Origin of the sequence: Escherichia sp. MOD1-EC5433, from assembly GCF_002966005.1 — a bacterium.
Lineage (GTDB): Bacteria > Pseudomonadota > Gammaproteobacteria > Enterobacterales > Enterobacteriaceae > Escherichia > Escherichia ruysiae.
Genome location: NZ_PTRL01000014.1, coordinates 1 through 26,543, shown reverse-complemented (window position 1 = coordinate 26,543; position 26,543 = coordinate 1). Strand labels below are relative to the sequence as shown.

Sequence of the window (26,543 nt, the reverse complement as noted above, 5' to 3'; positions counted from 1 at the left end):
AGCCGCACACCAAGTTCGAATCTGAAGTGTACATTCTGTCCAAAGATGAAGGCGGCCGTCATACTCCGTTCTTCAAAGGCTACCGTCCGCAGTTCTACTTCCGTACTACTGACGTGACTGGTACCATTGAACTGCCGGAAGGCGTAGAGATGGTAATGCCGGGCGACAACATCAAAATGGTTGTTACCCTGATCCACCCGATCGCGATGGACGACGGTCTGCGTTTCGCAATCCGTGAAGGCGGCCGTACCGTTGGCGCGGGCGTTGTAGCTAAAGTTCTGAGCTAATTACTCGTTAATTAGTTTTGAATTGAAAAGGGCGCTTCGGCGCCCTTTTTGCTGCCCGTAATTTGAGCTCGAAATATTTAGTCGTAATTTCGCTCGCCGAACTGTGGCGCAAATAAAACTGTGCTATTGTAATCATAACTATTCTCATTTACACTTTGCGCAGAATTTGAACGGGAGTAATCATGTACGTTTGTTTGTGTAATGGTGTAAGTGACAAAAAAATTCGCCAGGCAGTCCGTCAGTTTCATCCTCAGTCTTTCCAACAATTACGCAAGTTTATTCCTGTGGGAAATCAATGTGGTAAGTGCATTCGCGCCGCACGCGAAGTGATGCAGGACGAGTTGATGCAGATGCCAGAATTTAAAGAGATTGCCTGAAGCTCACGCTTATTTTTTGACATCCCGCTAGCCCCATCTACGCTCTAATAGTGGAAGCGGAGGGACTATAAAATGAAAGGTGATGTTAAAATCATAAATTATCTCAATAAACTATTGGGAAATGAGCTTGTCGCAATCAATCAGTATTTTCTCCATGCCCGAATGTTTAAAAACTGGGGCCTGATGCGTCTCAATGACGTCGAATACCATGAATCTATCGATGAGATGAAACACGCAGATAAATATATCGAGCGTATTTTGTTCTTAGAAGGAATCCCAAACTTACAGGATTTAGGCAAGCTGGGGATTGGTGAAGATGTTGAAGAGATGCTGCAATCCGACCTGCGATTAGAGCTGGAAGGTGCGAAGGATCTCCGTGAGGCTATCGCTTATGCCGACAGCGTTCATGACTATGTTAGCCGCGATATGATGATCGAGATCCTTGCAGATGAAGAAGGTCATATCGACTGGCTCGAAACTGAACTGGATCTCATCGGTAAAATCGGCCTGCAGAATTACCTGCAATCACAAATTAAAGTTAAAGATTAACTGCCAGTCAGCAAACTATCCCAGCCAACAACGAAACCCGCAGCCGCCAGAAATGGTCCAAAAGGCAGCGGGTTTTTTAATGATTCTTTTCCTCTCATGAGCAGGCCAATAACTACGGCTCCGCAAGCGAATGAGGCAGCAAGGAAAACCAGCCGTGGTAAGAAGGCCCATGTATGCCAGGCACCAAGGGCGGCGAGAAATTTCACATCGCCATAGCCTAATCCTTCTTTATGTCGCAGTATGCGATAGCCCCAATAAATAACAGCGAATGCGCCGTAACCGATAGTCGCCCCCCATAATGCATCGGCTAACCCGGCAGGCTGACAAACTTGATAGAACAAAAGACCAGACCAGAGTAACGGGCAGGTAAATCTGTCAGGTAACAAGCCATGCTTTGCATCCCAGAAAAAAAGTAGGGCTGATAAACAAGCGTACAAAATCAGAAAGGGAAGGGTAGCGTCCATAAAATATCCTCTGTAGTTGGAGTATCACCATCGAATAACTTTGGATACTCAGCAACAGAGAAATCGCTGCTTTGTTAATCTGGTTCCGGTGAAAAACACTATCTTCACAACCCTACAAATTTTGTGGAATGCAGCTCGCAATCTGCACGTTGCGATTAATTTCTACGCGATGCTTGCGTCAGGCTCAGATTTACGTATAATGCGCGGGCTTGTCGTAGTTGACAGCAGGTTCGATCTGAACCTCAGTTAGCCGAATTTGGCTACCTAACAATGCTCCCAATCGGGGGGCTACGTAAGAACGGTTACACTCTCCCATCAATCGTAATGGGTCTGAGGAGTAATCATTTTCGTTTATAAAATAATTGGAGCTCTGGTCTCATGCAGAACCAAAGAATCCGTATCCGCCTGAAAGCGTTTGATCATCGTCTGATCGATCAAGCAACCGCGGAAATCGTCGAGACTGCCAAGCGCACTGGTGCGCAGGTCCGTGGTCCGATCCCGCTGCCGACACGCAAAGAGCGTTTTACCGTTCTGATCTCCCCGCACGTCAACAAAGACGCGCGCGATCAGTACGAAATCCGTACTCACTTGCGTCTGGTTGACATCGTTGAGCCAACCGAGAAAACCGTTGATGCTCTGATGCGTCTGGATCTGGCTGCCGGTGTAGACGTGCAGATCAGCCTGGGTTAATCAGGTCATTGAGCGATTGAGAGGTTGAAACAATGATTGGTTTAGTCGGTAAAAAAGTGGGTATGACCCGTATCTTCACAGAAGACGGCGTTTCTATCCCAGTAACCGTAATCGAAGTTGAAGCAAACCGCGTTACTCAGGTTAAAGACCTGGCTAACGATGGCTACCGTGCTATTCAGGTAACCACCGGTGCTAAAAAAGCTAACCGTGTGACCAAGCCTGAAGCTGGCCACTTCGCTAAAGCTGGCGTAGAAGCTGGCCGTGGTCTGTGGGAATTCCGCCTGGCTGAAGGCGAAGAGTTCACTGTAGGTCAGAGCATTAGCGTCGAACTGTTTGCTGACGTTAAAAAAGTTGACGTAACTGGCACCTCTAAAGGTAAAGGTTTCGCAGGTACCGTTAAGCGCTGGAACTTCCGTACCCAGGACGCTACTCACGGTAACTCCTTGTCTCACCGCGTTCCGGGTTCTATCGGTCAGAACCAGACTCCGGGCAAAGTGTTCAAAGGCAAGAAAATGGCAGGTCAGATGGGTAACGAACGTGTAACCGTTCAGAGCCTTGACGTAGTACGCGTTGACGCTGAGCGCAACCTGCTGCTGGTTAAAGGTGCTGTTCCGGGTGCAACCGGTAGCGACCTGATCGTTAAACCAGCTGTGAAGGCGTAAGGAGATAGCAATGGAATTAGTATTGAAAGACGCGCAGAGCGCGCTGACTGTTTCCGAAACTACCTTCGGTCGTGATTTCAACGAAGCGCTGGTTCACCAGGTTGTTGTTGCTTATGCAGCTGGTGCTCGTCAGGGTACTCGTGCTCAGAAGACTCGTGCTGAAGTAACTGGTTCCGGTAAAAAACCGTGGCGCCAGAAAGGCACCGGCCGTGCGCGTTCTGGTTCTATCAAGAGCCCGATTTGGCGTTCTGGTGGCGTGACCTTCGCTGCTCGTCCGCAGGACCACAGTCAAAAAGTTAACAAGAAGATGTACCGCGGCGCGCTGAAAAGCATCCTGTCCGAACTGGTACGTCAGGATCGTCTGATCGTTGTCGAGAAGTTCTCTGTAGAAGCGCCGAAAACCAAGCTGCTGGCACAGAAACTGAAAGACATGGCTCTGGAAGATGTGCTGATCATCACCGGTGAGCTGGACGAAAACCTGTTCCTGGCTGCGCGCAACCTGCACAAGGTTGACGTACGCGATGCAACTGGTATCGACCCGGTTAGCCTGATCGCCTTCGACAAAGTCGTAATGACTGCTGATGCTGTTAAGCAAGTTGAGGAGATGCTGGCATGATTCGTGAAGAACGTCTGCTGAAGGTGCTGCGTGCACCGCACGTTTCTGAAAAAGCGTCTACTGCGATGGAAAAATCCAACACCATCGTACTCAAAGTTGCTAAAGACGCGACCAAAGCAGAAATCAAAGCTGCTGTGCAGAAACTGTTTGAAGTCGAAGTCGAAGTCGTTAACACCCTGGTAGTTAAAGGGAAAGTTAAACGTCACGGACAGCGTATCGGTCGTCGTAGCGACTGGAAAAAAGCTTACGTCACCCTGAAAGAAGGCCAGAATCTGGACTTCGTTGGCGGCGCTGAGTAAGTCGGAGGAGTAATACAATGGCAGTTGTTAAATGTAAACCGACATCTCCGGGTCGTCGCCACGTTGTTAAAGTGGTTAACCCTGAGCTGCACAAGGGCAAACCTTTTGCTCCGTTGCTGGAAAAAAACAGCAAATCCGGTGGTCGTAACAACAATGGCCGTATCACCACTCGTCATATCGGTGGTGGCCACAAGCAGGCTTACCGTATTGTTGACTTCAAACGCAACAAAGACGGTATCCCGGCAGTTGTTGAACGTCTTGAGTACGATCCGAACCGCTCCGCGAACATCGCGCTGGTTCTGTACAAAGACGGTGAACGCCGTTACATCCTGGCCCCTAAAGGCCTGAAAGCTGGCGACCAGATTCAGTCTGGCGTTGATGCTGCAATCAAACCAGGTAACACCCTGCCGATGCGCAACATCCCGGTTGGTTCTACTGTTCACAACGTAGAAATGAAGCCAGGTAAAGGCGGTCAGCTGGCACGTTCCGCTGGTACTTACGTTCAGATCGTTGCTCGCGATGGTGCTTATGTCACCCTGCGTCTGCGTTCTGGTGAAATGCGTAAAGTAGAAGCAGACTGCCGTGCAACTCTGGGCGAAGTTGGCAATGCTGAGCATATGCTGCGCGTTCTGGGTAAAGCAGGTGCTGCACGTTGGCGTGGTGTTCGTCCTACCGTTCGCGGTACTGCGATGAACCCGGTAGACCACCCACATGGTGGTGGTGAAGGTCGTAACTTTGGTAAGCACCCGGTAACCCCGTGGGGCGTTCAGACCAAAGGTAAGAAGACCCGCAGCAACAAGCGTACTGATAAATTTATCGTACGTCGCCGTAGCAAATAATTTTAGAGGATAAGCCATGCCACGTTCTCTCAAGAAAGGTCCTTTTATTGACCTGCACTTGCTGAAGAAGGTAGAGAAAGCGGTGGAAAGCGGAGACAAGAAGCCCCTGCGCACTTGGTCCCGTCGTTCAACGATCTTTCCTAACATGATCGGTTTGACCATCGCTGTCCATAATGGTCGTCAGCACGTTCCGGTATTTGTAACCGACGAAATGGTTGGTCACAAACTGGGTGAATTCGCACCGACTCGTACTTATCGCGGCCATGCTGCTGATAAAAAAGCGAAAAAGAAATAAGGTAGGAGGAAGAGATGGAAACTATCGCTAAACATCGCCATGCTCGTTCTTCTGCTCAGAAGGTTCGCCTTGTTGCTGACCTGATTCGCGGTAAGAAAGTGTCGCAGGCTCTGGATATTCTGACCTACACCAATAAGAAAGCGGCTGTACTGGTTAAGAAAGTTCTGGAATCTGCCATTGCTAACGCTGAACACAACGATGGCGCTGACATTGACGATCTGAAAGTTACGAAAATTTTCGTAGACGAAGGCCCGAGCATGAAGCGCATTATGCCGCGTGCAAAAGGTCGTGCAGATCGCATCCTGAAGCGCACCAGCCACATCACTGTGGTTGTGTCCGATCGCTGAGACTCTGGAGACTAGCAATGGGTCAGAAAGTACATCCTAATGGTATTCGCCTGGGTATTGTAAAACCATGGAACTCTACCTGGTTTGCGAACACCAAAGAATTCGCTGACAACCTGGACAGCGATTTTAAAGTACGTCAGTACCTGACTAAGGAACTGGCTAAAGCGTCCGTATCTCGTATCGTTATCGAGCGTCCGGCTAAGAGCATCCGTGTAACCATTCACACTGCTCGCCCGGGTATCGTTATCGGTAAAAAAGGTGAAGACGTAGAAAAACTGCGTAAGGTCGTAGCGGACATCGCTGGCGTTCCTGCACAGATCAACATCGCCGAAGTTCGTAAGCCTGAACTGGACGCAAAACTGGTTGCTGACAGCATCACTTCTCAGCTGGAACGTCGCGTAATGTTCCGTCGTGCTATGAAGCGTGCTGTACAGAACGCAATGCGTCTGGGCGCTAAAGGTATTAAAGTTGAAGTTAGCGGCCGTCTGGGCGGCGCGGAAATCGCACGTACCGAATGGTACCGCGAAGGTCGCGTACCGCTGCACACTCTGCGTGCTGACATCGACTACAACACCTCTGAAGCGCACACCACTTACGGTGTAATCGGCGTTAAAGTGTGGATCTTCAAAGGCGAGATCCTGGGTGGTATGGCTGCTGTTGAACAACCGGAAAAACCGGCTGCACAACCTAAAAAGCAGCAGCGTAAAGGCCGTAAATAAGGAGCGTCGCTGATGTTACAACCAAAGCGTACAAAATTCCGTAAAATGCACAAAGGCCGTAACCGCGGTCTGGCGCAGGGTACGGATGTTAGCTTCGGCAGCTTCGGTCTGAAAGCTGTTGGCCGTGGTCGTCTGACTGCCCGTCAGATCGAAGCAGCACGTCGTGCTATGACCCGTGCAGTTAAGCGTCAAGGTAAGATCTGGATCCGTGTGTTCCCGGACAAACCGATCACTGAAAAGCCGCTGGCAGTGCGTATGGGTAAAGGTAAAGGTAACGTGGAGTATTGGGTTGCCTTGATTCAGCCGGGTAAAGTCCTGTATGAAATGGACGGTGTTCCGGAAGAGCTGGCCCGTGAAGCATTCAAGCTGGCAGCAGCGAAACTGCCGATTAAAACCACCTTTGTAACTAAGACGGTGATGTAATGAAAGCAAAAGAGCTGCGTGAGAAGAGCGTTGAAGAGCTGAACACCGAGCTGCTGAACCTGCTGCGTGAGCAGTTCAACCTGCGTATGCAGGCTGCAAGTGGCCAGCTGCAACAGTCTCACCTGTTGAAGCAAGTGCGTCGCGATGTCGCACGCGTTAAGACTTTACTGAACGAGAAGGCGGGTGCGTAATGACCGATAAAATCCGTACTCTGCAAGGTCGCGTTGTTAGCGACAAAATGGAGAAATCCATTGTTGTTGCTATCGAACGTTTTGTGAAACACCCGATCTACGGTAAATTCATCAAGCGTACGACCAAACTGCACGTACATGACGAGAACAACGAATGCGGTATCGGTGACGTGGTTGAAATCCGCGAATGCCGTCCGCTGTCCAAGACTAAATCCTGGACGCTGGTTCGCGTTGTAGAGAAAGCGGTTCTGTAATACAGTACACTCTCTCGATACGAATAAACGGCTCAGAAATGAGCCGTTTATTTTTTCTACCCATATCTTTGAAGCGGTGTTATAATGCCGCGCCCTCGATATGGGGATTTTTAACGACCTGATTTTCGGGTCTCAGTAGTAGTTGACATTAGCGGAGCACTAAAATGATCCAAGAACAGACTATGCTGAACGTCGCCGACAACTCCGGTGCACGTCGCGTAATGTGTATCAAGGTTCTGGGTGGCTCGCACCGTCGCTACGCAGGCGTAGGCGACATCATCAAGATCACCATCAAAGAAGCAATTCCGCGTGGTAAGGTCAAAAAAGGTGATGTGCTGAAGGCGGTAGTGGTGCGCACCAAGAAGGGTGTTCGTCGCCCGGACGGTTCTGTCATTCGCTTCGATGGTAATGCTTGTGTTCTTCTGAACAACAACAGCGAGCAGCCTATCGGTACGCGTATTTTTGGGCCGGTAACTCGTGAGCTTCGTAGTGAGAAGTTCATGAAAATTATCTCTCTGGCACCAGAAGTACTCTAAGGAGCGAATCATGGCAGCGAAAATCCGTCGTGATGACGAAGTTATCGTGTTAACCGGTAAAGATAAAGGTAAACGCGGTAAAGTTAAGAATGTCCTGTCTTCCGGCAAGGTCATTGTTGAAGGTATCAACCTGGTTAAGAAACACCAGAAGCCGGTTCCGGCTCTGAACCAACCGGGTGGCATCGTTGAAAAAGAAGCCGCTATTCAGGTTTCCAACGTAGCAATCTTCAATGCGGCAACCGGCAAGGCTGACCGTGTAGGCTTTAGATTCGAAGACGGTAAAAAAGTCCGTTTCTTCAAGTCTAACAGCGAAACTATCAAGTAATTTGGAGTAGTACGATGGCGAAACTGCATGATTACTACAAAGACGAAGTAGTTAAAAAACTCATGACTGAGTTTAACTACAATTCTGTCATGCAAGTCCCTCGGGTCGAGAAGATCACCCTGAACATGGGTGTTGGTGAAGCGATCGCTGACAAAAAACTGCTGGATAACGCAGCAGCAGACCTGGCAGCAATCTCCGGTCAAAAACCGCTGATCACCAAAGCACGCAAATCTGTTGCAGGCTTCAAAATCCGTCAGGGCTATCCGATCGGCTGTAAAGTAACTCTGCGTGGCGAACGCATGTGGGAGTTCTTTGAGCGCCTGATCACTATTGCTGTACCTCGTATCCGTGACTTCCGTGGCCTGTCCGCTAAGTCTTTCGACGGTCGTGGTAACTACAGCATGGGTGTCCGTGAGCAGATCATCTTCCCAGAAATCGACTACGATAAAGTCGACCGCGTTCGTGGTTTGGATATTACCATTACCACTACTGCGAAATCTGACGAAGAAGGCCGTGCTCTGCTGGCTGCCTTTGACTTCCCGTTCCGCAAGTAAGGTAGGGTTACTAAATGGCTAAGCAATCAATGAAAGCACGCGAAGTAAAACGCGTAGCTTTAGCTGATAAATACTTCGCGAAACGCGCTGAACTGAAAGCGATCATCTCTGATGTGAACGCTTCCGACGAAGATCGTTGGAATGCTGTTCTCAAGCTGCAGACTCTGCCGCGTGATTCCAGCCCGTCTCGTCAGCGTAACCGCTGCCGTCAAACAGGTCGTCCGCATGGTTTCCTGCGGAAGTTCGGGTTGAGCCGTATTAAGGTCCGTGAAGCCGCTATGCGCGGTGAAATCCCGGGTCTGAAAAAGGCTAGCTGGTAATTGTCACCAATTGAATCACGGGAGTAAAGACAGATGAGCATGCAAGATCCGATCGCGGATATGCTGACCCGTATCCGTAACGGTCAGGCCGCGAACAAAGCTGCGGTCACCATGCCTTCCTCCAAGCTGAAAGTGGCAATCGCCAACGTGCTGAAGGAAGAAGGTTTTATTGAAGATTTTAAAGTTGAAGGCGACACCAAGCCTGAACTGGAACTGACTCTTAAGTATTTCCAGGGCAAAGCTGTTGTAGAAAGCATTCAGCGTGTCAGCCGCCCAGGTCTGCGCATCTATAAACGTAAAGATGAGCTGCCGAAAGTTATGGCGGGTCTGGGTATCGCAGTTGTTTCTACCTCTAAAGGTGTTATGACTGATCGTGCAGCGCGCCAGGCTGGTCTTGGTGGCGAAATTATCTGCTACGTAGCCTAATCGGAGGAAAAAATGTCTCGTGTTGCTAAAGCACCGGTCGTTGTTCCTGCCGGCGTTGATGTAAAAATCAACGGTCAGGTTATTACGATCAAAGGTAAAAACGGCGAGCTGACTCGTACTCTCAACGATGCTGTTGAAGTTAAACATGCAGATAATACCCTGACCTTCGGTCCGCGTGATGGTTACGCAGACGGTTGGGCTCAGGCTGGTACCGCGCGTGCCCTGCTGAACTCAATGGTTATCGGTGTTACCGAAGGCTTCACTAAGAAGCTGCAGCTGGTTGGTGTAGGTTACCGTGCAGCGGTTAAAGGCAATGTGATTAACCTGTCTCTGGGTTTCTCTCATCCTGTTGACCATCAGCTGCCTGCGGGTATCACTGCTGAATGTCCGACTCAGACTGAAATCGTGCTGAAAGGCGCTGATAAGCAGGTGATCGGTCAGGTTGCAGCGGATCTGCGCGCCTACCGTCGTCCTGAGCCTTACAAAGGCAAGGGTGTTCGTTACGCCGACGAAGTCGTGCGTACCAAAGAGGCTAAGAAGAAGTAAGGTAACACTATGGATAAGAAATCTGCTCGTATCCGTCGTGCGACCCGCGCACGCCGCAAGCTCCAGGAGCTGGGCGCAACTCGCCTGGTGGTACATCGTACCCCGCGTCACATTTACGCACAGGTAATTGCACCGAACGGTTCTGAAGTTCTGGTAGCTGCTTCTACTGTAGAAAAAGCTATCGCTGAACAACTGAAGTACACCGGTAACAAAGACGCGGCTGCAGCTGTGGGTAAAGCTGTCGCTGAACGCGCTCTGGAAAAAGGCATCAAAGATGTATCCTTTGACCGTTCCGGGTTCCAATATCATGGTCGTGTCCAGGCACTGGCAGATGCTGCCCGTGAAGCTGGCCTTCAGTTCTAAGGTAGAGGTGTAAGATGGCTCACATCGAAAAACAAGCTGGCGAACTGCAGGAAAAGCTGATCGCGGTAAACCGCGTATCTAAAACCGTTAAAGGTGGTCGTATTTTCTCCTTCACAGCTCTGACTGTAGTTGGTGATGGTAACGGTCGCGTTGGTTTTGGTTACGGTAAAGCGCGTGAAGTTCCAGCAGCGATCCAGAAAGCGATGGAAAAAGCCCGTCGCAATATGATTAACGTCGCGCTGAATAACGGCACTCTGCAACACCCTGTTAAAGGTGTTCACACGGGTTCTCGCGTATTCATGCAGCCGGCTTCCGAAGGTACCGGTATCATCGCCGGTGGTGCAATGCGCGCCGTTCTGGAAGTCGCTGGGGTTCATAACGTTCTGGCTAAAGCATATGGTTCCACCAACCCGATCAACGTGGTTCGTGCAACTATTGATGGCCTGGAAAATATGAGTTCTCCAGAAATGGTCGCTGCCAAGCGTGGTAAATCCGTTGAAGAAATTCTGGGGAAATAAACCATGGCAAAGACTATTAAAATTACTCAAACCCGCAGTGCAATCGGTCGTCTGCCGAAACACAAGGCAACGCTGCTTGGCCTGGGTCTGCGTCGTATTGGTCACACCGTAGAGCGCGAGGATACTCCTGCTATTCGCGGTATGATCAACGCGGTTTCCTTCATGGTTAAAGTTGAGGAGTAAGAGATGCGTTTAAATACTCTGTCTCCGGCCGAAGGCTCCAAAAAGGCGGGTAAACGCCTGGGTCGTGGTATCGGTTCTGGCCTCGGTAAAACCGGTGGTCGTGGTCACAAAGGTCAGAAATCTCGTTCTGGCGGTGGCGTACGTCGCGGTTTCGAAGGTGGTCAGATGCCTCTGTACCGTCGTCTGCCGAAATTCGGCTTCACTTCTCGTAAAGCAGCGATTACAGCCGAAGTTCGTCTGTCTGACCTGGCTAAAGTAGAAGGCGGTGTTGTAGACCTGAATACGCTGAAAGCGGCTAACATTATCGGTATCCAGATCGAGTTCGCGAAAGTGATCCTGGCTGGCGAAGTAACTACTCCGGTAACTGTTCGTGGCCTGCGTGTTACTAAAGGCGCTCGTGCTGCTATCGAAGCTGCTGGCGGTAAAATCGAGGAATAAGTAGCAGATGGCTAAACAACCGGGATTAGATTTTCAAAGTGCCAAAGGTGGCTTAGGCGAGCTGAAACGCAGACTGCTGTTTGTTATCGGTGCGCTGATTGTGTTCCGTATTGGCTCTTTTATTCCGATCCCTGGTATTGATGCCGCTGTACTTGCCAAACTGCTTGAGCAACAGCGAGGCACCATCATTGAGATGTTTAACATGTTCTCTGGTGGTGCTCTCAGCCGTGCTTCTATCTTTGCTCTGGGGATCATGCCGTATATTTCGGCGTCGATCATTATCCAGCTGCTGACGGTGGTTCACCCAACGCTGGCAGAAATTAAGAAAGAAGGGGAGTCTGGTCGTCGTAAGATCAGCCAGTACACCCGTTACGGTACTCTGGTGCTGGCAATATTCCAGTCGATCGGTATTGCTACCGGTCTGCCGAATATGCCTGGTATGCAAGGCCTGGTTATTAACCCGGGCTTTGCATTCTACTTCACCGCTGTTGTAAGTCTGGTTACGGGAACCATGTTCCTGATGTGGTTGGGCGAACAGATCACTGAACGAGGTATCGGCAACGGTATTTCAATCATTATCTTCGCCGGTATTGTCGCGGGACTCCCGCCAGCCATTGCCCATACTATCGAGCAAGCGCGTCAAGGCGACCTGCACTTCCTCGTGTTGCTGTTGGTTGCAGTATTAGTATTTGCAGTGACGTTCTTTGTTGTGTTTGTTGAGCGTGGTCAACGCCGCATTGTGGTAAACTACGCGAAACGTCAGCAAGGTCGTCGTGTCTATGCTGCACAGAGCACACATTTACCGCTGAAAGTGAATATGGCGGGGGTAATCCCGGCAATCTTCGCTTCCAGTATTATTCTGTTCCCGGCGACCATCGCGTCATGGTTCGGGGGCGGTACTGGTTGGAACTGGCTGACAACAATTTCGCTGTATTTGCAGCCTGGGCAACCGCTTTATGTGTTACTCTATGCGTCTGCAATCATCTTCTTCTGTTTCTTCTACACGGCGTTGGTTTTCAACCCGCGTGAAACAGCAGATAACCTGAAGAAGTCCGGTGCATTTGTACCAGGAATTCGTCCGGGAGAGCAAACGGCGAAGTATATCGATAAAGTAATGACCCGTCTGACCCTGGTTGGTGCGTTGTACATTACCTTTATCTGCCTGATCCCGGAGTTCATGCGTGATGCAATGAAAGTACCGTTCTACTTCGGTGGGACCTCACTGCTTATCGTTGTTGTCGTGATTATGGACTTTATGGCTCAAGTGCAAACTCTGATGATGTCCAGTCAGTATGAGTCTGCATTGAAGAAGGCGAACCTGAAAGGCTACGGCCGATAATTGGTCGCCCGAGAAGTTACGGAGAGTAAAAATGAAAGTTCGTGCTTCCGTCAAGAAATTATGCCGTAACTGCAAAATCGTTAAGCGTGATGGTGTCATCCGTGTGATTTGCAGTGCCGAGCCGAAGCATAAACAGCGCCAAGGCTGATTTATTCGCATATTTTTCTTGCAAAGTTGGGTTGAGCTGGCTAGATTAGCCAGCCAATCTTTTGTATGTCTGTGCGTTTCCATTTGAGTATCCTGAAAACGGGCTTTTCAGCATGGAACGTACATATTAAATAGTAGGAGTGCATAGTGGCCCGTATAGCAGGCATTAACATTCCTGATCATAAGCATGCCGTAATCGCATTAACTTCGATTTATGGCGTCGGCAAGACCCGTTCCAAAGCCATCCTGGCTGCAGCGGGTATCGCTGAAGATGTTAAGATCAGTGAGCTGTCTGAAGGACAAATCGACACGCTGCGTGACGAAGTTGCCAAATTTGTCGTTGAAGGTGATCTGCGCCGTGAAATCAGCATGAGCATCAAGCGCCTGATGGATCTTGGTTGCTATCGCGGTTTGCGTCATCGTCGTGGTCTCCCGGTTCGCGGTCAGCGTACCAAGACCAACGCACGTACCCGTAAGGGTCCGCGCAAACCGATCAAGAAATAATCGGGGTGATTGAATAATGGCAAAGGCACCAATTCGTGCACGTAAACGTGTAAGAAAACAAGTCTCTGACGGCGTGGCTCATATCCATGCTTCTTTCAACAACACCATCGTGACTATCACTGATCGTCAGGGTAACGCGTTGGGTTGGGCAACTGCCGGTGGTTCCGGTTTCCGTGGTTCTCGCAAATCCACTCCGTTTGCAGCTCAGGTTGCAGCAGAGCGTTGCGCTGACGCCGTGAAAGAATACGGCATCAAGAATCTGGAAGTTATGGTTAAAGGTCCGGGTCCAGGCCGCGAATCTACTATTCGTGCTCTGAACGCCGCAGGTTTCCGCATCACTAACATTACTGATGTGACTCCGATCCCTCATAACGGTTGTCGTCCGCCGAAAAAACGTCGCGTATAACGCTTCGTTTTCCAGGTTTGTTGGAGAAAGAAAATGGCAAGATATTTGGGTCCTAAGCTCAAGCTGAGCCGTCGTGAGGGCACCGACTTATTCCTTAAGTCTGGCGTTCGCGCGATCGATACCAAGTGTAAAATTGAACAAGCTCCTGGCCAGCACGGTGCGCGTAAACCGCGTCTGTCTGACTATGGTGTGCAGTTGCGTGAAAAGCAAAAAGTTCGCCGTATCTATGGTGTGCTGGAGCGTCAGTTCCGTAACTACTATAAAGAAGCAGCACGTCTGAAAGGCAACACCGGTGAAAACCTGTTGGCTCTGCTGGAAGGTCGTCTGGACAACGTTGTATACCGTATGGGCTTCGGTGCCACTCGTGCAGAAGCACGTCAGCTGGTTAGCCATAAAGCAATTATGGTAAACGGTCGTGTTGTTAACATCGCTTCTTATCAGGTTAGTCCGAATGACGTTGTAAGCATTCGTGAGAAAGCGAAGAAGCAGTCTCGCGTGAAAGCCGCTCTGGAGCTGGCTGAGCAGCGTGAAAAGCCAACCTGGCTGGAAGTTGATGCTGGCAAGATGGAAGGTACGTTTAAGCGTAAGCCGGAGCGTTCTGATCTGTCTGCGGACATTAACGAACACCTGATCGTCGAGCTTTACTCCAAGTAAAGCTTAGTACCAAAGAGAGGACACAATGCAGGGTTCTGTGACAGAGTTTCTAAAACCGCGCCTGGTTGATATCGAGCAAGTGAGTTCGACGCACGCCAAGGTGACCCTTGAGCCTTTAGAGCGTGGCTTTGGCCATACTCTGGGTAACGCACTGCGCCGTATTCTGCTCTCATCGATGCCGGGTTGCGCGGTGACCGAGGTTGAGATTGATGGTGTACTACATGAGTACAGCACCAAAGAAGGCGTTCAGGAAGATATCCTGGAAATCCTGCTCAACCTGAAAGGGCTGGCGGTGAGAGTTCAGGGCAAAGATGAAGTTATTCTTACCTTGAATAAATCTGGCATTGGCCCTGTGACTGCAGCCGATATCACCCACGACGGTGATGTCGAAATCGTCAAGCCGCAGCACGTGATCTGCCACCTGACCGATGAGAACGCGTCTATTAGCATGCGTATCAAAGTTCAGCGCGGTCGTGGTTATGTGCCGGCTTCTACCCGAATTCATTCGGAAGAAGATGAGCGCCCAATCGGCCGTCTGCTGGTCGACGCATGCTACAGCCCTGTAGAGCGTATTGCCTACAATGTTGAAGCAGCGCGTGTAGAACAGCGTACCGACCTGGACAAGCTGGTCATCGAAATGGAAACCAACGGCACAATCGATCCTGAAGAGGCGATTCGTCGTGCGGCAACCATTCTGGCTGAACAACTGGAAGCTTTTGTTGACTTACGTGATGTACGTCAGCCGGAAGTGAAAGAAGAGAAACCAGAGTTCGATCCGATCCTGCTGCGCCCTGTTGACGATCTGGAATTGACTGTCCGCTCTGCTAACTGCCTTAAAGCAGAAGCTATCCACTATATCGGTGATCTGGTACAGCGTACCGAGGTTGAGCTCCTTAAAACGCCTAACCTTGGTAAAAAATCTCTTACTGAGATTAAAGACGTGCTGGCTTCCCGTGGACTGTCTCTGGGTATGCGCCTGGAAAACTGGCCACCGGCAAGCATCGCTGACGAGTAACCGGATCACAGGTTAAGGTTTTACTGAGAAGGATAAGGTCATGCGCCATCGTAAGAGTGGTCGTCAACTGAACCGCAACAGCAGCCATCGCCAGGCTATGTTCCGTAATATGGCAGGTTCACTGGTTCGTCATGAAATCATCAAGACGACTCTGCCTAAAGCGAAAGAGCTGCGCCGCGTAGTTGAGCCGCTGATTACTCTTGCCAAGACTGATAGCGTTGCTAATCGTCGTCTGGCATTCGCCCGTACTCGTGATAACGAGATCGTGGCAAAACTGTTTAACGAACTGGGCCCGCGTTTCGCGAGCCGTGCCGGTGGTTACACTCGTATTCTGAAGTGTGGTTTCCGTGCAGGCGACAACGCGCCGATGGCTTACATCGAGCTGGTTGATCGTTCAGAGAAAGCAGAAGCTGCTGCAGAGTAATCTGAAGCAACGTAAAAAAACCCGCCCCGGCGGGTTTTTTTATACCTGTAGTATCCCCACTTATCTACAATAGCTGTACTCTTTTTGTTCATCCCCTGGAGTATTTATGTGGTTACTTGACCAGTGGGCAGAGCGCCATATATCAGAAGCGCAAGCGAAAGGTGAGTTTGATAACCTGCCAGGTAGCGGCGAACCATTGATACTTGATGATGATTCCCACGTGCCACCGGAATTACGTGCGGGGTATCGCTTGTTGAAGAATGCCGGTTACTTACCTCCAGAACTTGAACAGCGAAAGGAGGCAATTCAACTTCTGGATATCCTCAAAGGCATTCGCCAGGACGATCCGCAATATCATGAGATTAGTCGTCGGTTGTTATTACTGGAGTTAAAGCTGCGACAAGCAGGATTGAGCACCGATTTTTTACGTGGCGTGTATGCTGAAAAATTGTTGAATAAAATCAATGATAACTAATGGAGTAAATATGTATCGCATTGGTGAGCTGGCAAAACTTGCGGAAGTAACGCCTGACACGATTCGTTATTACGAAAAGCAACAAATGATGGATCATGAAGTACGTACCGAAGGTGGTTTTCGTCTTTATACCGAAAGCGATCTCCGACGTTTGAAGTTTATTCGTCACGCCAGACAGCTCGGTTTCAGCCTTGAGTCGATCCGAGAATTACTGTCGATCCGTATCGATCCTGAACACCATACCTGTCAGGAATCAAAAGGCATTGTGCAGGAAAGATTACAGGAAGTGGAAGCGCGGATAGCCGAGTTGCAGAGTATGCAACGTTCTCTGCAACGGCTTAATGATGCCTGTTGTGGGACGGCTCATAGCAGCGTTTATTGCTCGATTCTTGAAGCTCTTGAGCAAGGAGCGAGTGGCGTTAAGAGTGGCTGTTGATTTATTGCACTGGCGGGATTACACTCGCGCCGTTAAACAACCAACTGGAGTTTTTATGAGCCGATATCAGCATACTAAAGGGCAGATAAAGGATAATGCGATAGAAGCATTACTGCATGACCCCCTGTTCAGACAACGCGTAGAGAAAAATAAAAAAGGGAAAGGCAGCTATATGCGAAAAGGAAAACATGCCAATCGGGGGAACTGGGAGGCCAGTGGCAAGAAAGTGAATCGCTTTTTTACCACTGGCCTTCTGCTTTCTGGCGCTTGTTAAGAGCGGTTATTCTGCTCTTTCAGCAAATCACGAATTTCTGTCAGTAATACTTCTTCTTTAGTTGGTGCTGGAGCCGCCGCCGGTTCTTCTTTTTTCCGATTCAGTTTGTTGATTAGCTTAATCGCCATAAAGATGGCAAAGGCAACAATCAGAAAATCAAATACGTTTTGAATGAAGACGCCGTAATGCATAACAACAGCGGGTACATCCCCCTGCGCATCGCGTAATGTGACAGCAAACTGTTTAAAGTCGATCCCGCCAATTAATAAACCCAGTGGCGGCATGATGATATCAGCAACCAGTGAAGAGACGATCTTACCGAATGCCGCGCCGATAATGACACCCACTGCCAAATCCACCACGTTCCCGCGCATCGCAAATTCGCGAAATTCTTTAATAATGCTCATGTTATTCTCCCTATGAAACTGACATTTATAAGTCTAACAAATGTTAAGCCATTTTCCTGCCTGGAATGAATTTAATTAATCCTTGATAATCAAAGGGAAATAATAAGGCGTCATTAGACGCCTTATTAATTACAAAAAGAAAGGGCTTGGCTGGAAGAGTCTTTCGACGTCGGTAATAAACTTTTTATCTGTGAGGAACATAATTACGTGATCGCCTTGCTCAATGCGTAAATTATCATTAGCAATCATCACGTCGTTTCCACGTACCACCGCACCGATAATTGTCCCAGGCGGCAGTTTAATTTCATCAATAACCCGACCAACAACACGAGAAGTGCTCTCATCACCGTGAGCAACAGCTTCAATAGCTTCAGCCACACCGCGACGGAGTGAGGAAACACCAACAATATCAGCTTTTCGCACATGACTGAGCAACGCAGAAATAGTTGCCTGTTGCGGTGAAATAGCAATATCGATCACGCTTCCTTGAACCAGATCCACATAAGCGCGACGCTGGATCAACACCATCACCTTTTTCGCCCCCATACGTTTGGCAAGCATGGCGGACATGATATTGGCTTCGTCATCGTTGGTGACGGCAATAAACAGATCAACTTGATCAATATGTTCTTCAGCCAGCAGTTCCTGATCCGACGCATCGCCAAAAAAGACGATCGTATTCTGCAACTTTTCCGCCAATTCGGCTGCGCGCTGCTGATTACGTTCGATGAGTTTGACGCTGTAATCTTTTTCCAGACGACGCGCCAGTCCAGCGCCGATGTTGCCGCCGCCTACCAGCATAATCCGCTTATACGGTTTTTCCAGACGTTGTAATTCGCTCATCACCGCGCGGATATGTTGTGAAGCGGCAATAAAGAACACTTCATCACCAGCTTCAACGATGGTCGAACCTTGCGGACGAATGGGGCGATCGTGGCGGAAAATTGCTGCCACACGAGTATCGATATGTGGCATATGTTCGCGCATGGTCGAAAGTGCATTACCAATCAGCGGGCCACCATAATAGGCTTTAACCACAGCCAGGCTGACTTTACCCTCAGCGAAGTTCACCACCTGCAATGCGCCGGGATATTCAATCAGTCGGTAAATATTATCGATAACCAACTGCTCTGGTGCGATCAGATGATCAATCGGTACGGCATCAGAATGGAATAGCTTATCAGCATCTCGAACGTAGTCCGGCGAGCGGATACGAGCGATGCGATTAGGGGTGTTGAAAAGTGAGTAGGCTACCTGGCAGGCAACCATATTAGTTTCATCTGAACTGGTTACAGCAACCAGCATATCGGCGTCGTCGGCACCGGCCTCCCGCAATACGCGTGGATGAGAGCCATGCCCCTGCACAACACGCAGGTCAAATTTATCCTGCAAGGTCCGCAGACGCTCACCATTAGTATCGACAACGGTAATATCGTTGTTCTCACCAACCAGGTTCTCCGCCAGCGTGCCGCCAACCTGACCGGCACCCAGAATGATAATTTTCATCAGTCGCGACCCGTTATCTCATCACTTTTTGATTAGCTTAGCGTAAAAGAAGCCGTCGCCTTCTTCGGAGCCTGGCAGATTTTGCTTACCAGGTTGCTCTGGTGTTCCGGTTTCGCAAAGTACGGCATCATCCGTACGTTGCAAAAAGGCTTTAATCTGCTGGCTGTTCTCTTCCGGTAACACCGAACAGGTGGCATAAACCAGGGTTCCACCGGATTTTAAATGCGGCCAGATGGCGTCAAGAATTTCAGACTGCAACTGCGCGAGTTCCGGGATATCGCGGTCGCGACGCAACCATTTAATATCCGGATGGCGACGAATTACACCGGTCGCCGAACAAGGCGCATCTAATAAAATGCGATCAAACTGTTGCTCGCCGCACCATTGGGAAGGGTAACGGCCATCACCTTGTTTCACGATTGCCTTCATACCAAGGCGTTTTAAATTGTCGTAAACGCGAGAAAGGCGCTGTTCGTCAATATCAACCGCCAGCACTTGCGCTTCTGGTGCCACCTCAAGGATATGTGTTGTTTTACCGCCGGGGGCGGCACAAAGATCCAGAATGTGTTCACCGTTTTGTGGAGCAAGCCAGGTCATGCAACCTTGTGCTGATGCATCCTGAACGGTAACCCATCCTTCTTCAAAACCTGGTAGCGCATGAACCGGCGCGGGTGTTTCCAGGCGTACAGCGTCCGGGTAATCCGCATGTGGGAAGCCTTTCATGCCTGCTTCTTCCAGAAGTCCAATCCAGCTATCGCGGGAATGATGCGTACGATTAATGCGTAGCCACATCGGCGGGCGCTGGTTATTGGCTTCGACGATGGATTGCCACTGCTCTGGATATGCTTTTTGCAGACGCTTCAGCAACCAGGAAGGATGCAGATAACGTGCATCACTGGCATTAAACTCGGCTAATAACTCTTCTTGCTGACGCTGGAACTGGCGTAATACGCCGTTAATCAACCCTTTAAGCTGCGGGCGTTTAATCGCAACTGCGCCTTCAACTGTTTCCGCAAGCGCGGCGTGTGGCGGAATACGGGTATAAAGTAGTTGGTACAGTCCGACCATAATCAGGTAATGCACGGTCCGCTGTTTGCCGGTCATCGGACGGGCCATTAACTTATTAATCAGCCAGTCTAGCTGTGAGAGCGTACGCAGTACGCCAAAGCACAACTCTTGAAGAAGTGCTTTGTCTTTATCGGAAACTTTTTGCTGTAGCGGTGGCAGAATGTTGCTTAATGATTGCCCTTGCTCGACGACTTGTTCAATGGCCTGGGCCGCCATGCTACGTAAATTACGTTGTTTTTTCATAAGTATAAAAATGCCCGGCAAGACCGGGCTTAGAAGAGTGGACTATCAGGCCAGACGGTTGCCCGGAACAAACCATTCCCGACGAGAATTCAGGAGGTCTTGCGCGCTCATCGCTTTCTTACCCGCAGGTTGTAACGAGAGCAGGTTCAGGATGCCATCACCAGTTGCAACCTGGATGCCTTGTTTGTTGGCTTCAAGGATCGTTCCTGGTGCGGCTTTGGTTGCCGTATCAATGACCGACGCTTTCCAGACTTTAACCGGTTGTCCTTCAATTTCCAGCCAGCTCATTGGCCATGGATTGAAAGCGCGAATGCAGCGTTCAAGTTGGGCTGCCGAAAGCGACCAGTCAATACGCGCTTCTTCTTTACTCAACTTTTCAGCGTAAGTGACAAGAGTTTCGTCCTGAACTTCTGGTTTCGCCGTGCCGTCTGCCAGTTGTTTCAACGTGGTGATAAGCCCTTGTGGGCCAAGCTCTGCCAGTTTGTCGTACAGCGTACCACTGGTATCTTCTGCGGTAATCGGGCAGGAGAGTTTATAAAGCATGTCGCCGGTGTCCAAACCGACATCCATTTGCATAATGGTCACGCCAGTTTCTGCATCACCCGCCCATAACGAACGTTGGATTGGCGCGGCACCGCGCCAGCGAGGCAGCAGTGAACCGTGAACATTGATACAGCCGAGACGTGGCATCTCCAGCACAGCTTTAGGCAGAATCAGCCCATAAGCGACGACGACCATAACATCAGCTTGCAGATCGGCGACCAGTTGCTGGTTTTCTTGTGGACGCAAGGAAACAGGCTGAAAAATGGGTAAGCCTTTTTCTTCAGCCAGCACTTTGACCGGACTGGGCATCAGCTTTTTGCCGCGTCCTGCTGGTCGGTCAGGTTGGGTAAACACGCCAACAACGTTATGTCCAGAAGACAACAGCGCGTCAAGATGACGCGCTGCAAAGTCAGGTGTACCCGCAAAAATAATACGTAGTGATTCTGACACGTTAATTCTTATCCTTAAGCCCGGGCTTTCAGACGATCCAGTTTTTCAACTTTCTGACGAATACGTTGTTGTTTCAGCGGTGACAGGTAATCCATAAACAGTTTGCCAACCAGATGATCCATCTCATGCTGAATACAGATGGCTAACAGACCGTCTGCTTCCAGTTCAAATGGTTTACCGTCGCGGTCCAGGGCGCGAATTTTCACTTTCTCTGCGCGCGGTACTAAAGCACGTTGTTCAGGGATCGACAGGCAACCTTCTTCAATGCCTGTTTCGCCGCTTTTTTCTAAAAGCTCCGGATTGATTAACACCAACCGTTCGTCACGGTTTTCCGAAACATCAATAACAATGATACGTTGATGGATATCAACCTGGGTTGCCGCCAGGCCAATACCTTCTTCTGCGTACATCGTCTCGAACATATCATCGACGATACGCTGAATTTCTGCATTCACTTCTTCTACCGGTTTAGCAACTTTGCGAAGCCGCTCGTCCGGAATATGTAACACTTGCAAAACTGACATAAATCTCCAGAGATGTGTTCAGGAGTTAGAAAGATTATTTCTTCTATTCTAGACAAATCCCCCTCTGATTGACAGCATCACTGACCAATCGCAAAGATTGCTAAGGCTGCTTATGGCAGGGAGATAAGGATGGTCGATACAGAAATTTGGCTGCGTCTGATGAGCATCAGCAACTTGTACGGCGATGATATGGTCCGTATAGCTCACTGGCTGGCAAAACAGTCGCATATTGATGCGGTTGTATTGCAGTAAACAGGACTTACATTGCGACAGGCACAACGCTTTCTTTCATTTCCGCGAAAGAGTATTGAAAGCTCACTTTGTTGGTTGGAGCAACCCAACCATCATTTAATCCCTGCGGACAGCGAATTTTATCCTCCTCAACTTCTGGCGACGACAGATTACCCCGGTGCACTGTTTGTTGCAGGAGAACTGCAAGCGTTGCATTCATTTCAGCTTGCCGTTGTGGGAAGTCGGGCGCATTCATGGTATGGCGAGCGATGGGCACGATTATTTTGCGAATCGCTGGCGACACGTGGCGTAACGATTACCAGTGGACTGGCGCGTGGAATCGATGGTGTAGCGCATAAAGCGGCGGTACAGGTAAATGGCGTTAGTATTGCGGTGCTGGGAAATGGACTCAATACCATTCACCCGCGTCGCCATATTCAACTCGCCGCTAGTCTGCTTGAACAGGGAGGCGCGATCGTTTCCGAATTTCCGCTGGATGTTCCGCCACTGTCTTACAATTTCCCGCGAAGAAATCGCATTATCAGTGGTCTAAGTAAAGGTGTACTGGTGATAGAAGCTGCTTTACGCAGTGGTTCTTTGGTAACAGCACGTTGTGCGCTTGAACAGGGGCGAGAAGTTTTTGCCTTGCCCGGTCCATTAGGGAGTCCGGGAAGCGAAGGGGCTCACTGGTTAATAAAACAAGGTGCGACTCTTGTGACGGAACCGGAAGAAATTCTGGAAAATTTGCAATACGGACTGCACTGGTTGCCAGATGCCCCTGAAAATTCATTTTATTCACCAGATCAGGAAGACGTGGCATTGCCATTTCCTGAGCTCCTGGCTAACGTAGGAGATGAGGTAACACCTGTTGACGTCGTCGCTGAACGTGCCGGCCAACCTGTGCCAGAGGTAGTTACTCAACTACTAGAACTGGAGTTAGCAGGGTGGATCGCAGCAGTACCCGGCGGCTATGTCCGATTGAGGAGGGCATGCCATGTTCGACGTACTAATGTATTTGTTTGAAACCTATATTCACACAGAAGCTGAGTTGCGTGTGGATCAAGACAAACTTGAACAGGATCTTACCGACGCAGGATTTGATCGAGAAGATATCTACAATGCCCTGCTTTGGCTGGAAAAGCTTGCTGATTATCAGGAAGGACTGGCAGAACCGATGCAACTAGCCTCTGATCCACTCTCCATGCGTATTTATACCCCTGAAGAGTGCGAAAGACTGGATGCCAGCTGTCGTGGATTTCTGCTTTTCCTTGAGCAAATTCAGGTGCTTAACCTTGAAACCCGTGAAATGGTGATAGAGCGAGTGCTCGCGCTGGACACCGCAGAGTTCGACCTGGAAGACCTGAAATGGGTAATCCTGATGGTGTTATTCAACATTCCGGGCTGCGAAAATGCGTACCAGCAAATGGAAGAATTACTCTTTGAAGTGAATGAAGGTATGCTGCATTAATTATTTCTTTAATTCAGCATAAGTTGTTATGGCGAAATCAGCACTGTTCACGGTGCGTAATAATGAGTCCTGCCCAAAGTGCGGGGCTGAACTGGTTATTCGATCCGGGAAACACGGTCCGTTTCTTGGATGCTCACAGTATCCGGCGTGTGACTACGTCCGTCCTCTGAAGTCTTCAGCGGATGGACATATCGTCAAAGTTCTGGAGGGGCAGGTTTGCCCTGTATGTAGCGCAAATCTGGTATTACGCCAGGGACGCTTTGGTATGTTTATTGGCTGCAGTAACTACCCTGAATGCGAACATACTGAACTTATTGATAAACCGGACGAAACGGCAATTACATGTCCCCAATGTCGGACGGGCCATCTGGTTCAGCGCCGCTCCCGTTATGGCAAAACATTCCATTCCTGTGATCGCTACCCGGAGTGTCAATTTGCCATTAACTTCAAACCCATAGCTGGAGAATGCCCTGAGTGTCATTATCCGCTACTCATCGAAAAGAAAACCGCGCAGGGTGTAAAACACTTTTGTGCCAGTAAACAATGTGGAAAGCCGGTTTTGGCGGAATAATAACGTGAATAATAACCTGCAAGGAGACGCTATCGCAGCTGCGATAGATGTCCTCAATGAAGAACGTGTCATCGCCTATCCAACGGAAGCCGTTTTCGGTGTTGGGTGCGATCCTGATAGCGAAACAGCAGTGATGCGACTGTTGGAGTTAAAACAGCGTCCGGTTGATAAGGGGCTGATTTTAATCTCAGCAAATTACGAGCAGCTTAAACCCTATATTGATGACACCATGTTGACTGACGTGCAGCGTGAAACCATTTTTTCCCGCTGGCCAGGTCCTGTCACCTTTGTCTTTCCCGCGCCTGCGACAACACCGCGCTGGTTGACGGGCCGCTTTGATTCGCTTGCTGTACGAGTCACCGACCATCCGTTGGTGGTTGCTTTGTGCCAGGCTTATGGTAAACCGCTGGTTTCTACCAGTGCCAACTTGAGTGGATTGCCACCTTGTCGCACAGTAGACGAAGTTCGCGCACAATTTGGTGCGGAGTTCCCGGTTGTGCCTGGTGAGACGGGGGGGCGTTTAAATCCTTCAGAAATCCGCGATGCCCTGACGGGTGAACTGTTTCGACAGGGGTAAGTTGATGGAAACCTATGCTGTTTTTGGTAATCCGATAGCCCACAGCAAATCGCCATTCATTCATCAGCAATTTGCGCAGCAGCTGAATATTGAACATCCCTATGGGCGCGTGTTGGCACCCATTAATGATTTCATCAACACACTGAATGCATTCTTTGCCGCTGGTGGTAAAGGTGCGAATGTGACAGTGCCTTTTAAAGAAGAGGCTTTTGCCAGAGCGGATGCACTCACTGAACGGGCTGCATTGGCTGGCGCTGTTAATACCCTCAAGCGGTTAGAAGATGGACGCCTGCTGGGTGACAATACCGATGGCGTAGGTTTGTTAAGCGATCTGGAACGTCTCTCTTTTATCCGCTCTGGCTTACGTATTCTGCTTATTGGCGCTGGCGGGGCGTCTCGTGGTGTATTACTGCCGCTCCTTTCCCTGGGCTGTGCGGTAACAATTACTAATCGGACGGTTTCCCGCGCGGAAGAGTTAGCAAAATTGTTTGCGCACACTGGAAGTGTTCAGGCGTTGGGTATGGACGAACTGGAAGGTCACGAGTTCGATCTTATTATTAACGCGACATCCAGTGGCATTAGTGGTGATATTCCAGCGATTCCAGCATCGCTTATTCATCCAGGTATTTGTTGTTATGACATGTTCTATCAGAAAGGGAAAACGCCTTTTCTGACATGGTGTGAGCTGCAAGGCTCAAAGCGTAATGCTGATGGATTAGGGATGCTGGTGGCACAGGCGGCACATGCTTTCCTTCTTTGGCATGGTGTCCTGCCTGACGTAGAACCAGTTATCAAACAATTGCAACAGGAGTTGTCAGCGTGAATCAGGCCATCCAGTTTCCAGACAGGGAGGAGTGGAATGAGAGCAAAAAATGCGTATGTTTTCCCGCTCTGGTGAACGGTATGCAACTGACTTGTGCAATTACTGGCGAAAGTCTGGCGAATCGCTTTACAGGGGATACGCCAGAACAGTACATAGCGAATTTTCGTCAGCATCGCTGGGACCTGGAAGAAGAAGCAGAAAGCTTAATTCAGGCTCAAAGCGAAGATGATCAAGGTTGGGTTTGGTTGCTTTGATCCAGATACTCGTCTTTCCATTTCACGTAGTTATTAGCTGAATAGCGTAACCCAGACTTTTCTTCATCAGTTAACGGGCGGATCTGCTTGACGGGGCTACCGAGATACAGATATCCGCTCTCCAGCCGTTTATTTTGTGTGACAAGGCTACCCGCCCCAATCATCACATCATCTTCTACTATTGCGCCATCAAGTAAAATTGAGCCCATCCCAACCAGCACACGATTGCCAATGGTGCAGCCGTGGAGCATCACTTTATGTCCAACCGTAACGTCTTCGCCGACGACCAACGGATTGCCTTGTGGATTAGCCGTTGATTTATGGGTCACGTGTAAAACGCTGCCATCCTGGATATTGGTTCGGGCGCCGATCTGAACATAATTAACATCACCACGAATTACAACAAGTGGCCAGATCCCCACATCATCGGCCAACCGAACATCACCAATAACCACACTACTACTGTCGATCATGACTCGCTGACCGATTTGTGGAAAAAGATCCCGGTATGGGCGTAGAGTGTCTGACATACTTACCTCAACGAAAAATGATTTATCTATGACTTTGGGTGCTTTATTAGCCTTGCGCAAGTGTTTTGCTATGTAAAAATGCGCCATTTTGCATGTGAATGCAGCAAAAAGGATGAAAAAACAACAAACAGAAAAAAAGATCAAAAAAGTGCTTGTGCAAAAAATTGGGATCCCTATAATGCGCCTCCGTTGAGACGACAACGTGAAACACTTCACAAGATGTTCGTAACAACGAAGAGAAAAAATTCTGAAATTCAGGGTTGACTCTGAAAGAGGAAAGCGTAATATACGCCACCTCGCGACAGTGAGCTGAAAGCCGCGTCGCAACTGCTCTTTAACAATTTATCAGACAATCTGTGTGGGCACTCGAAGATACGGATTCTTAACGTCCTCGGACGATAAATGAATACCAAGTCTCAAGAGTGAACACGTAATTCATTACGAAGTTTAATT

The 26,543-nt window shown here is 49.4% G+C and carries 46 protein-coding genes and 1 pseudogene; 40 read left to right on the top strand and 7 right to left on the bottom strand.

The window, feature by feature from the left end; all coding sequences use genetic code 11:
- From C3D30_RS20090 to bfr, 3 genes are all read left to right on the top strand, one after another.
- On the top strand, positions 1-287 hold a 287-nt coding region (locus C3D30_RS20090; protein WP_000297313.1), incomplete at its 5' end, for an EF-Tu C-terminal domain-related protein.
- Positions 288-469: 182 nt separating this feature from the next.
- A complete protein-coding gene (gene bfd / locus C3D30_RS20080; RefSeq protein WP_000289090.1) occupies positions 470-664 on the top strand; it encodes a bacterioferritin-associated ferredoxin in 195 nt (64 codons plus the stop codon).
- Between the two features lie 72 nt (positions 665-736).
- Positions 737-1,213, top strand: a complete 477-nt coding sequence (gene bfr, locus C3D30_RS20075) for a bacterioferritin (RefSeq protein WP_000675515.1) — start codon at positions 737-739, stop codon at positions 1,211-1,213.
- Here the strand turns inward: bfr and C3D30_RS20070 are convergent.
- On the bottom strand, positions 1,210-1,677 hold the full coding sequence (locus tag C3D30_RS20070) for a prepilin peptidase (RefSeq protein ID WP_000340162.1): 468 nt from the start codon (positions 1,675-1,677) through the stop codon (positions 1,210-1,212). The two genes, bfr and C3D30_RS20070, sit on opposite strands and share 4 nt — an antisense overlap.
- A 378-nt stretch (positions 1,678-2,055) precedes the next feature.
- On the opposite strand from C3D30_RS20070, the gene rpsJ reads away from it, so the two are divergent.
- From rpsJ to arfA, 31 genes are all read left to right on the top strand, one after another.
- Positions 2,056-2,367, top strand: coding sequence for a 30S ribosomal protein S10 (rpsJ, locus tag C3D30_RS20060; protein ID WP_001181004.1), 312 nt, complete (start codon positions 2,056-2,058; stop codon positions 2,365-2,367).
- 32 nt (positions 2,368-2,399) lie between these two features.
- Positions 2,400-3,029: a 50S ribosomal protein L3 gene (gene rplC, locus C3D30_RS20055; RefSeq protein ID WP_000579833.1), complete on the top strand. Its 630-nt coding sequence runs from the start codon at positions 2,400-2,402 to the stop codon at positions 3,027-3,029.
- 10 nt (positions 3,030-3,039) lie between these two features.
- Positions 3,040-3,645 (top strand): 50S ribosomal protein L4, encoded by a 606-nt coding sequence (rplD, locus tag C3D30_RS20050; protein ID WP_000424395.1) that lies wholly within the window; start codon positions 3,040-3,042, stop codon positions 3,643-3,645.
- Positions 3,642-3,944, top strand: coding sequence for a 50S ribosomal protein L23 (rplW, locus tag C3D30_RS20045; RefSeq protein ID WP_000617544.1), 303 nt, complete (start codon positions 3,642-3,644; stop codon positions 3,942-3,944). Before rplD ends, rplW begins: the two co-directional genes overlap by 4 nt.
- Before the next feature lie 17 nt (positions 3,945-3,961).
- Complete coding sequence (rplB, locus tag C3D30_RS20040; RefSeq protein WP_000301864.1) at positions 3,962-4,783, top strand: 50S ribosomal protein L2; 822 nt, start codon at positions 3,962-3,964, stop codon at positions 4,781-4,783.
- Between the two features lie 16 nt (positions 4,784-4,799).
- Complete coding sequence (gene rpsS, locus C3D30_RS20035; RefSeq protein ID WP_001138117.1) at positions 4,800-5,078, top strand: 30S ribosomal protein S19; 279 nt, start codon at positions 4,800-4,802, stop codon at positions 5,076-5,078.
- Positions 5,079-5,092: 14 nt separating this feature from the next.
- Positions 5,093-5,425: a 50S ribosomal protein L22 gene (gene rplV / locus C3D30_RS20030; protein WP_000447529.1), complete on the top strand. Its 333-nt coding sequence runs from the start codon at positions 5,093-5,095 to the stop codon at positions 5,423-5,425.
- Between the two features lie 17 nt (positions 5,426-5,442).
- Positions 5,443-6,144 (top strand): 30S ribosomal protein S3, encoded by a 702-nt coding sequence (gene rpsC, locus C3D30_RS20025; RefSeq protein ID WP_000529945.1) that lies wholly within the window; start codon positions 5,443-5,445, stop codon positions 6,142-6,144.
- 12 nt (positions 6,145-6,156) lie between these two features.
- Positions 6,157-6,567 (top strand): 50S ribosomal protein L16, encoded by a 411-nt coding sequence (gene rplP / locus C3D30_RS20020; protein WP_000941212.1) that lies wholly within the window; start codon positions 6,157-6,159, stop codon positions 6,565-6,567.
- A complete protein-coding gene (rpmC, locus tag C3D30_RS20015) occupies positions 6,567-6,758 on the top strand; it encodes a 50S ribosomal protein L29 (protein WP_000644741.1) in 192 nt (63 codons plus the stop codon). Before rplP ends, rpmC begins: the two co-directional genes overlap by 1 nt.
- Positions 6,758-7,012: a 30S ribosomal protein S17 gene (gene rpsQ / locus C3D30_RS20010; protein WP_000130100.1), complete on the top strand. Its 255-nt coding sequence runs from the start codon at positions 6,758-6,760 to the stop codon at positions 7,010-7,012. The genes rpmC and rpsQ overlap by 1 nt, the downstream gene beginning before the upstream one ends.
- 164 nt (positions 7,013-7,176) lie before the next feature.
- A complete protein-coding gene (gene rplN, locus C3D30_RS20005; RefSeq protein ID WP_000613955.1) occupies positions 7,177-7,548 on the top strand; it encodes a 50S ribosomal protein L14 in 372 nt (123 codons plus the stop codon).
- A gap of 10 nt (positions 7,549-7,558) precedes the next feature.
- Entirely contained in the window at positions 7,559-7,873 is a 315-nt protein-coding gene (gene rplX, locus C3D30_RS20000; RefSeq protein ID WP_000729185.1) for a 50S ribosomal protein L24, read from the top strand.
- A 14-nt stretch (positions 7,874-7,887) separates the two neighbouring features.
- Complete coding sequence (rplE, locus tag C3D30_RS19995) at positions 7,888-8,427, top strand: 50S ribosomal protein L5 (protein WP_001096200.1); 540 nt, start codon at positions 7,888-7,890, stop codon at positions 8,425-8,427.
- 14 nt (positions 8,428-8,441) lie between these two features.
- Positions 8,442-8,747, top strand: coding sequence for a 30S ribosomal protein S14 (gene rpsN / locus C3D30_RS19990; RefSeq protein WP_001118930.1), 306 nt, complete (start codon positions 8,442-8,444; stop codon positions 8,745-8,747).
- Positions 8,748-8,780: 33 nt separating this feature from the next.
- Positions 8,781-9,173: a 30S ribosomal protein S8 gene (gene rpsH, locus C3D30_RS19985; protein ID WP_000062611.1), complete on the top strand. Its 393-nt coding sequence runs from the start codon at positions 8,781-8,783 to the stop codon at positions 9,171-9,173.
- 12 nt (positions 9,174-9,185) lie between these two features.
- Positions 9,186-9,719 carry a 50S ribosomal protein L6 gene (gene rplF / locus C3D30_RS19980; RefSeq protein ID WP_000091945.1) on the top strand — a complete coding sequence of 178 codons (534 nt, stop codon included), beginning with the start codon at positions 9,186-9,188 and terminating at the stop codon, positions 9,717-9,719.
- A 9-nt stretch (positions 9,720-9,728) separates the two neighbouring features.
- Positions 9,729-10,082 carry a 50S ribosomal protein L18 gene (gene rplR, locus C3D30_RS19975; RefSeq protein ID WP_000358960.1) on the top strand — a complete coding sequence of 118 codons (354 nt, stop codon included), beginning with the start codon at positions 9,729-9,731 and terminating at the stop codon, positions 10,080-10,082.
- A 14-nt stretch (positions 10,083-10,096) separates the two neighbouring features.
- Positions 10,097-10,600 (top strand): 30S ribosomal protein S5, encoded by a 504-nt coding sequence (rpsE, locus tag C3D30_RS19970; protein ID WP_000940122.1) that lies wholly within the window; start codon positions 10,097-10,099, stop codon positions 10,598-10,600.
- A 3-nt stretch (positions 10,601-10,603) separates the two neighbouring features.
- On the top strand, positions 10,604-10,783 hold the full coding sequence (rpmD, locus tag C3D30_RS19965; protein ID WP_001140433.1) for a 50S ribosomal protein L30: 180 nt from the start codon (positions 10,604-10,606) through the stop codon (positions 10,781-10,783).
- A gap of 3 nt (positions 10,784-10,786) precedes the next feature.
- A complete protein-coding gene (gene rplO, locus C3D30_RS19960) occupies positions 10,787-11,221 on the top strand; it encodes a 50S ribosomal protein L15 (RefSeq protein WP_001238917.1) in 435 nt (144 codons plus the stop codon).
- Positions 11,222-11,228: 7 nt separating this feature from the next.
- A complete protein-coding gene (gene secY, locus C3D30_RS19955) occupies positions 11,229-12,560 on the top strand; it encodes a preprotein translocase subunit SecY (protein ID WP_001118861.1) in 1,332 nt (443 codons plus the stop codon).
- Positions 12,561-12,591: 31 nt separating this feature from the next.
- Positions 12,592-12,708 (top strand): 50S ribosomal protein L36, encoded by a 117-nt coding sequence (rpmJ, locus tag C3D30_RS19950; protein WP_000868187.1) that lies wholly within the window; start codon positions 12,592-12,594, stop codon positions 12,706-12,708.
- A gap of 146 nt (positions 12,709-12,854) precedes the next feature.
- Complete coding sequence (gene rpsM / locus C3D30_RS19945; RefSeq protein ID WP_000090775.1) at positions 12,855-13,211, top strand: 30S ribosomal protein S13; 357 nt, start codon at positions 12,855-12,857, stop codon at positions 13,209-13,211.
- Between the two features lie 16 nt (positions 13,212-13,227).
- A complete protein-coding gene (gene rpsK / locus C3D30_RS19940; protein ID WP_001029684.1) occupies positions 13,228-13,617 on the top strand; it encodes a 30S ribosomal protein S11 in 390 nt (129 codons plus the stop codon).
- A 33-nt stretch (positions 13,618-13,650) separates the two neighbouring features.
- A complete protein-coding gene (gene rpsD, locus C3D30_RS19935; protein WP_000135224.1) occupies positions 13,651-14,271 on the top strand; it encodes a 30S ribosomal protein S4 in 621 nt (206 codons plus the stop codon).
- 25 nt (positions 14,272-14,296) lie between these two features.
- Positions 14,297-15,286, top strand: a complete 990-nt coding sequence (locus C3D30_RS19930; protein ID WP_001162094.1) for a DNA-directed RNA polymerase subunit alpha — start codon at positions 14,297-14,299, stop codon at positions 15,284-15,286.
- Between the two features lie 40 nt (positions 15,287-15,326).
- Positions 15,327-15,710, top strand: a complete 384-nt coding sequence (gene rplQ, locus C3D30_RS19925; protein ID WP_001216368.1) for a 50S ribosomal protein L17 — start codon at positions 15,327-15,329, stop codon at positions 15,708-15,710.
- Between the two features lie 106 nt (positions 15,711-15,816).
- On the top strand, positions 15,817-16,185 hold the full coding sequence (locus C3D30_RS19920; protein WP_105287316.1) for a DnaJ family domain-containing protein: 369 nt from the start codon (positions 15,817-15,819) through the stop codon (positions 16,183-16,185).
- A gap of 10 nt (positions 16,186-16,195) precedes the next feature.
- Positions 16,196-16,621, top strand: a complete 426-nt coding sequence (gene zntR / locus C3D30_RS19915; protein WP_000285594.1) for a Zn(2+)-responsive transcriptional regulator — start codon at positions 16,196-16,198, stop codon at positions 16,619-16,621.
- A 55-nt stretch (positions 16,622-16,676) separates the two neighbouring features.
- Complete coding sequence (arfA, locus tag C3D30_RS19910) at positions 16,677-16,895, top strand: alternative ribosome-rescue factor ArfA (RefSeq protein WP_105287315.1); 219 nt, start codon at positions 16,677-16,679, stop codon at positions 16,893-16,895.
- Here the strand turns inward: arfA and mscL are convergent.
- From mscL to def, 5 genes are all read right to left on the bottom strand, one after another.
- Positions 16,892-17,302 carry a large-conductance mechanosensitive channel protein MscL gene (mscL, locus tag C3D30_RS19905; protein WP_000022446.1) on the bottom strand — a complete coding sequence of 137 codons (411 nt, stop codon included), beginning with the start codon at positions 17,300-17,302 and terminating at the stop codon, positions 16,892-16,894. The two genes, arfA and mscL, sit on opposite strands and share 4 nt — an antisense overlap.
- Positions 17,303-17,431: 129 nt before the next feature.
- A complete protein-coding gene (trkA, locus tag C3D30_RS19900; protein ID WP_000691382.1) occupies positions 17,432-18,808 on the bottom strand; it encodes a Trk system potassium transporter TrkA in 1,377 nt (458 codons plus the stop codon).
- 21 nt (positions 18,809-18,829) lie between these two features.
- Positions 18,830-20,119, bottom strand: a complete 1,290-nt coding sequence (gene rsmB / locus C3D30_RS19895; RefSeq protein ID WP_105287314.1) for a 16S rRNA (cytosine(967)-C(5))-methyltransferase RsmB — start codon at positions 20,117-20,119, stop codon at positions 18,830-18,832.
- 45 nt (positions 20,120-20,164) lie between these two features.
- Positions 20,165-21,112: a methionyl-tRNA formyltransferase gene (gene fmt, locus C3D30_RS19890; protein ID WP_016159507.1), complete on the bottom strand. Its 948-nt coding sequence runs from the start codon at positions 21,110-21,112 to the stop codon at positions 20,165-20,167.
- A gap of 14 nt (positions 21,113-21,126) precedes the next feature.
- On the bottom strand, positions 21,127-21,636 hold the full coding sequence (gene def, locus C3D30_RS19885; protein ID WP_000114984.1) for a peptide deformylase: 510 nt from the start codon (positions 21,634-21,636) through the stop codon (positions 21,127-21,129).
- 129 nt (positions 21,637-21,765) lie between these two features.
- On the opposite strand from def, the pseudogene dprA reads away from it, so the two are divergent.
- From dprA to C3D30_RS19855, 6 genes and pseudogenes are all read left to right on the top strand, one after another.
- Positions 21,766-22,890, top strand: a pseudogene (gene dprA / locus C3D30_RS19880) (DNA-protecting protein DprA).
- Positions 22,862-23,335, top strand: coding sequence for a DUF494 family protein Smg (gene smg / locus C3D30_RS19875; RefSeq protein WP_000460672.1), 474 nt, complete (start codon positions 22,862-22,864; stop codon positions 23,333-23,335). Before dprA ends, smg begins: the two are co-directional and overlap by 29 nt.
- Before the next feature lie 28 nt (positions 23,336-23,363).
- Entirely contained in the window at positions 23,364-23,906 is a 543-nt protein-coding gene (locus tag C3D30_RS19870) for a DNA topoisomerase family protein (protein WP_105287313.1), read from the top strand.
- Between the two features lie 4 nt (positions 23,907-23,910).
- A complete protein-coding gene (gene tsaC / locus C3D30_RS19865) occupies positions 23,911-24,483 on the top strand; it encodes an L-threonylcarbamoyladenylate synthase type 1 TsaC (RefSeq protein WP_105287312.1) in 573 nt (190 codons plus the stop codon).
- A 4-nt stretch (positions 24,484-24,487) separates the two neighbouring features.
- The gene (gene aroE / locus C3D30_RS19860) at positions 24,488-25,306 is read left to right on the top strand and encodes a shikimate dehydrogenase (protein ID WP_105286035.1); all 819 of its coding nucleotides are present in this window, start codon (positions 24,488-24,490) and stop codon (positions 25,304-25,306) included.
- On the top strand, positions 25,303-25,560 hold the full coding sequence (locus tag C3D30_RS19855) for a DUF1488 family protein (RefSeq protein WP_001070586.1): 258 nt from the start codon (positions 25,303-25,305) through the stop codon (positions 25,558-25,560). Before aroE ends, C3D30_RS19855 begins: the two co-directional genes overlap by 4 nt.
- Here C3D30_RS19855 and C3D30_RS19850 read toward each other — a convergent pair.
- Positions 25,536-26,090, bottom strand: coding sequence for a gamma carbonic anhydrase family protein (locus C3D30_RS19850; RefSeq protein ID WP_123058541.1), 555 nt, complete (start codon positions 26,088-26,090; stop codon positions 25,536-25,538). The two genes, C3D30_RS19855 and C3D30_RS19850, sit on opposite strands and share 25 nt — an antisense overlap.
- Between the last annotated feature and the right edge of the window lie 453 nt (positions 26,091-26,543).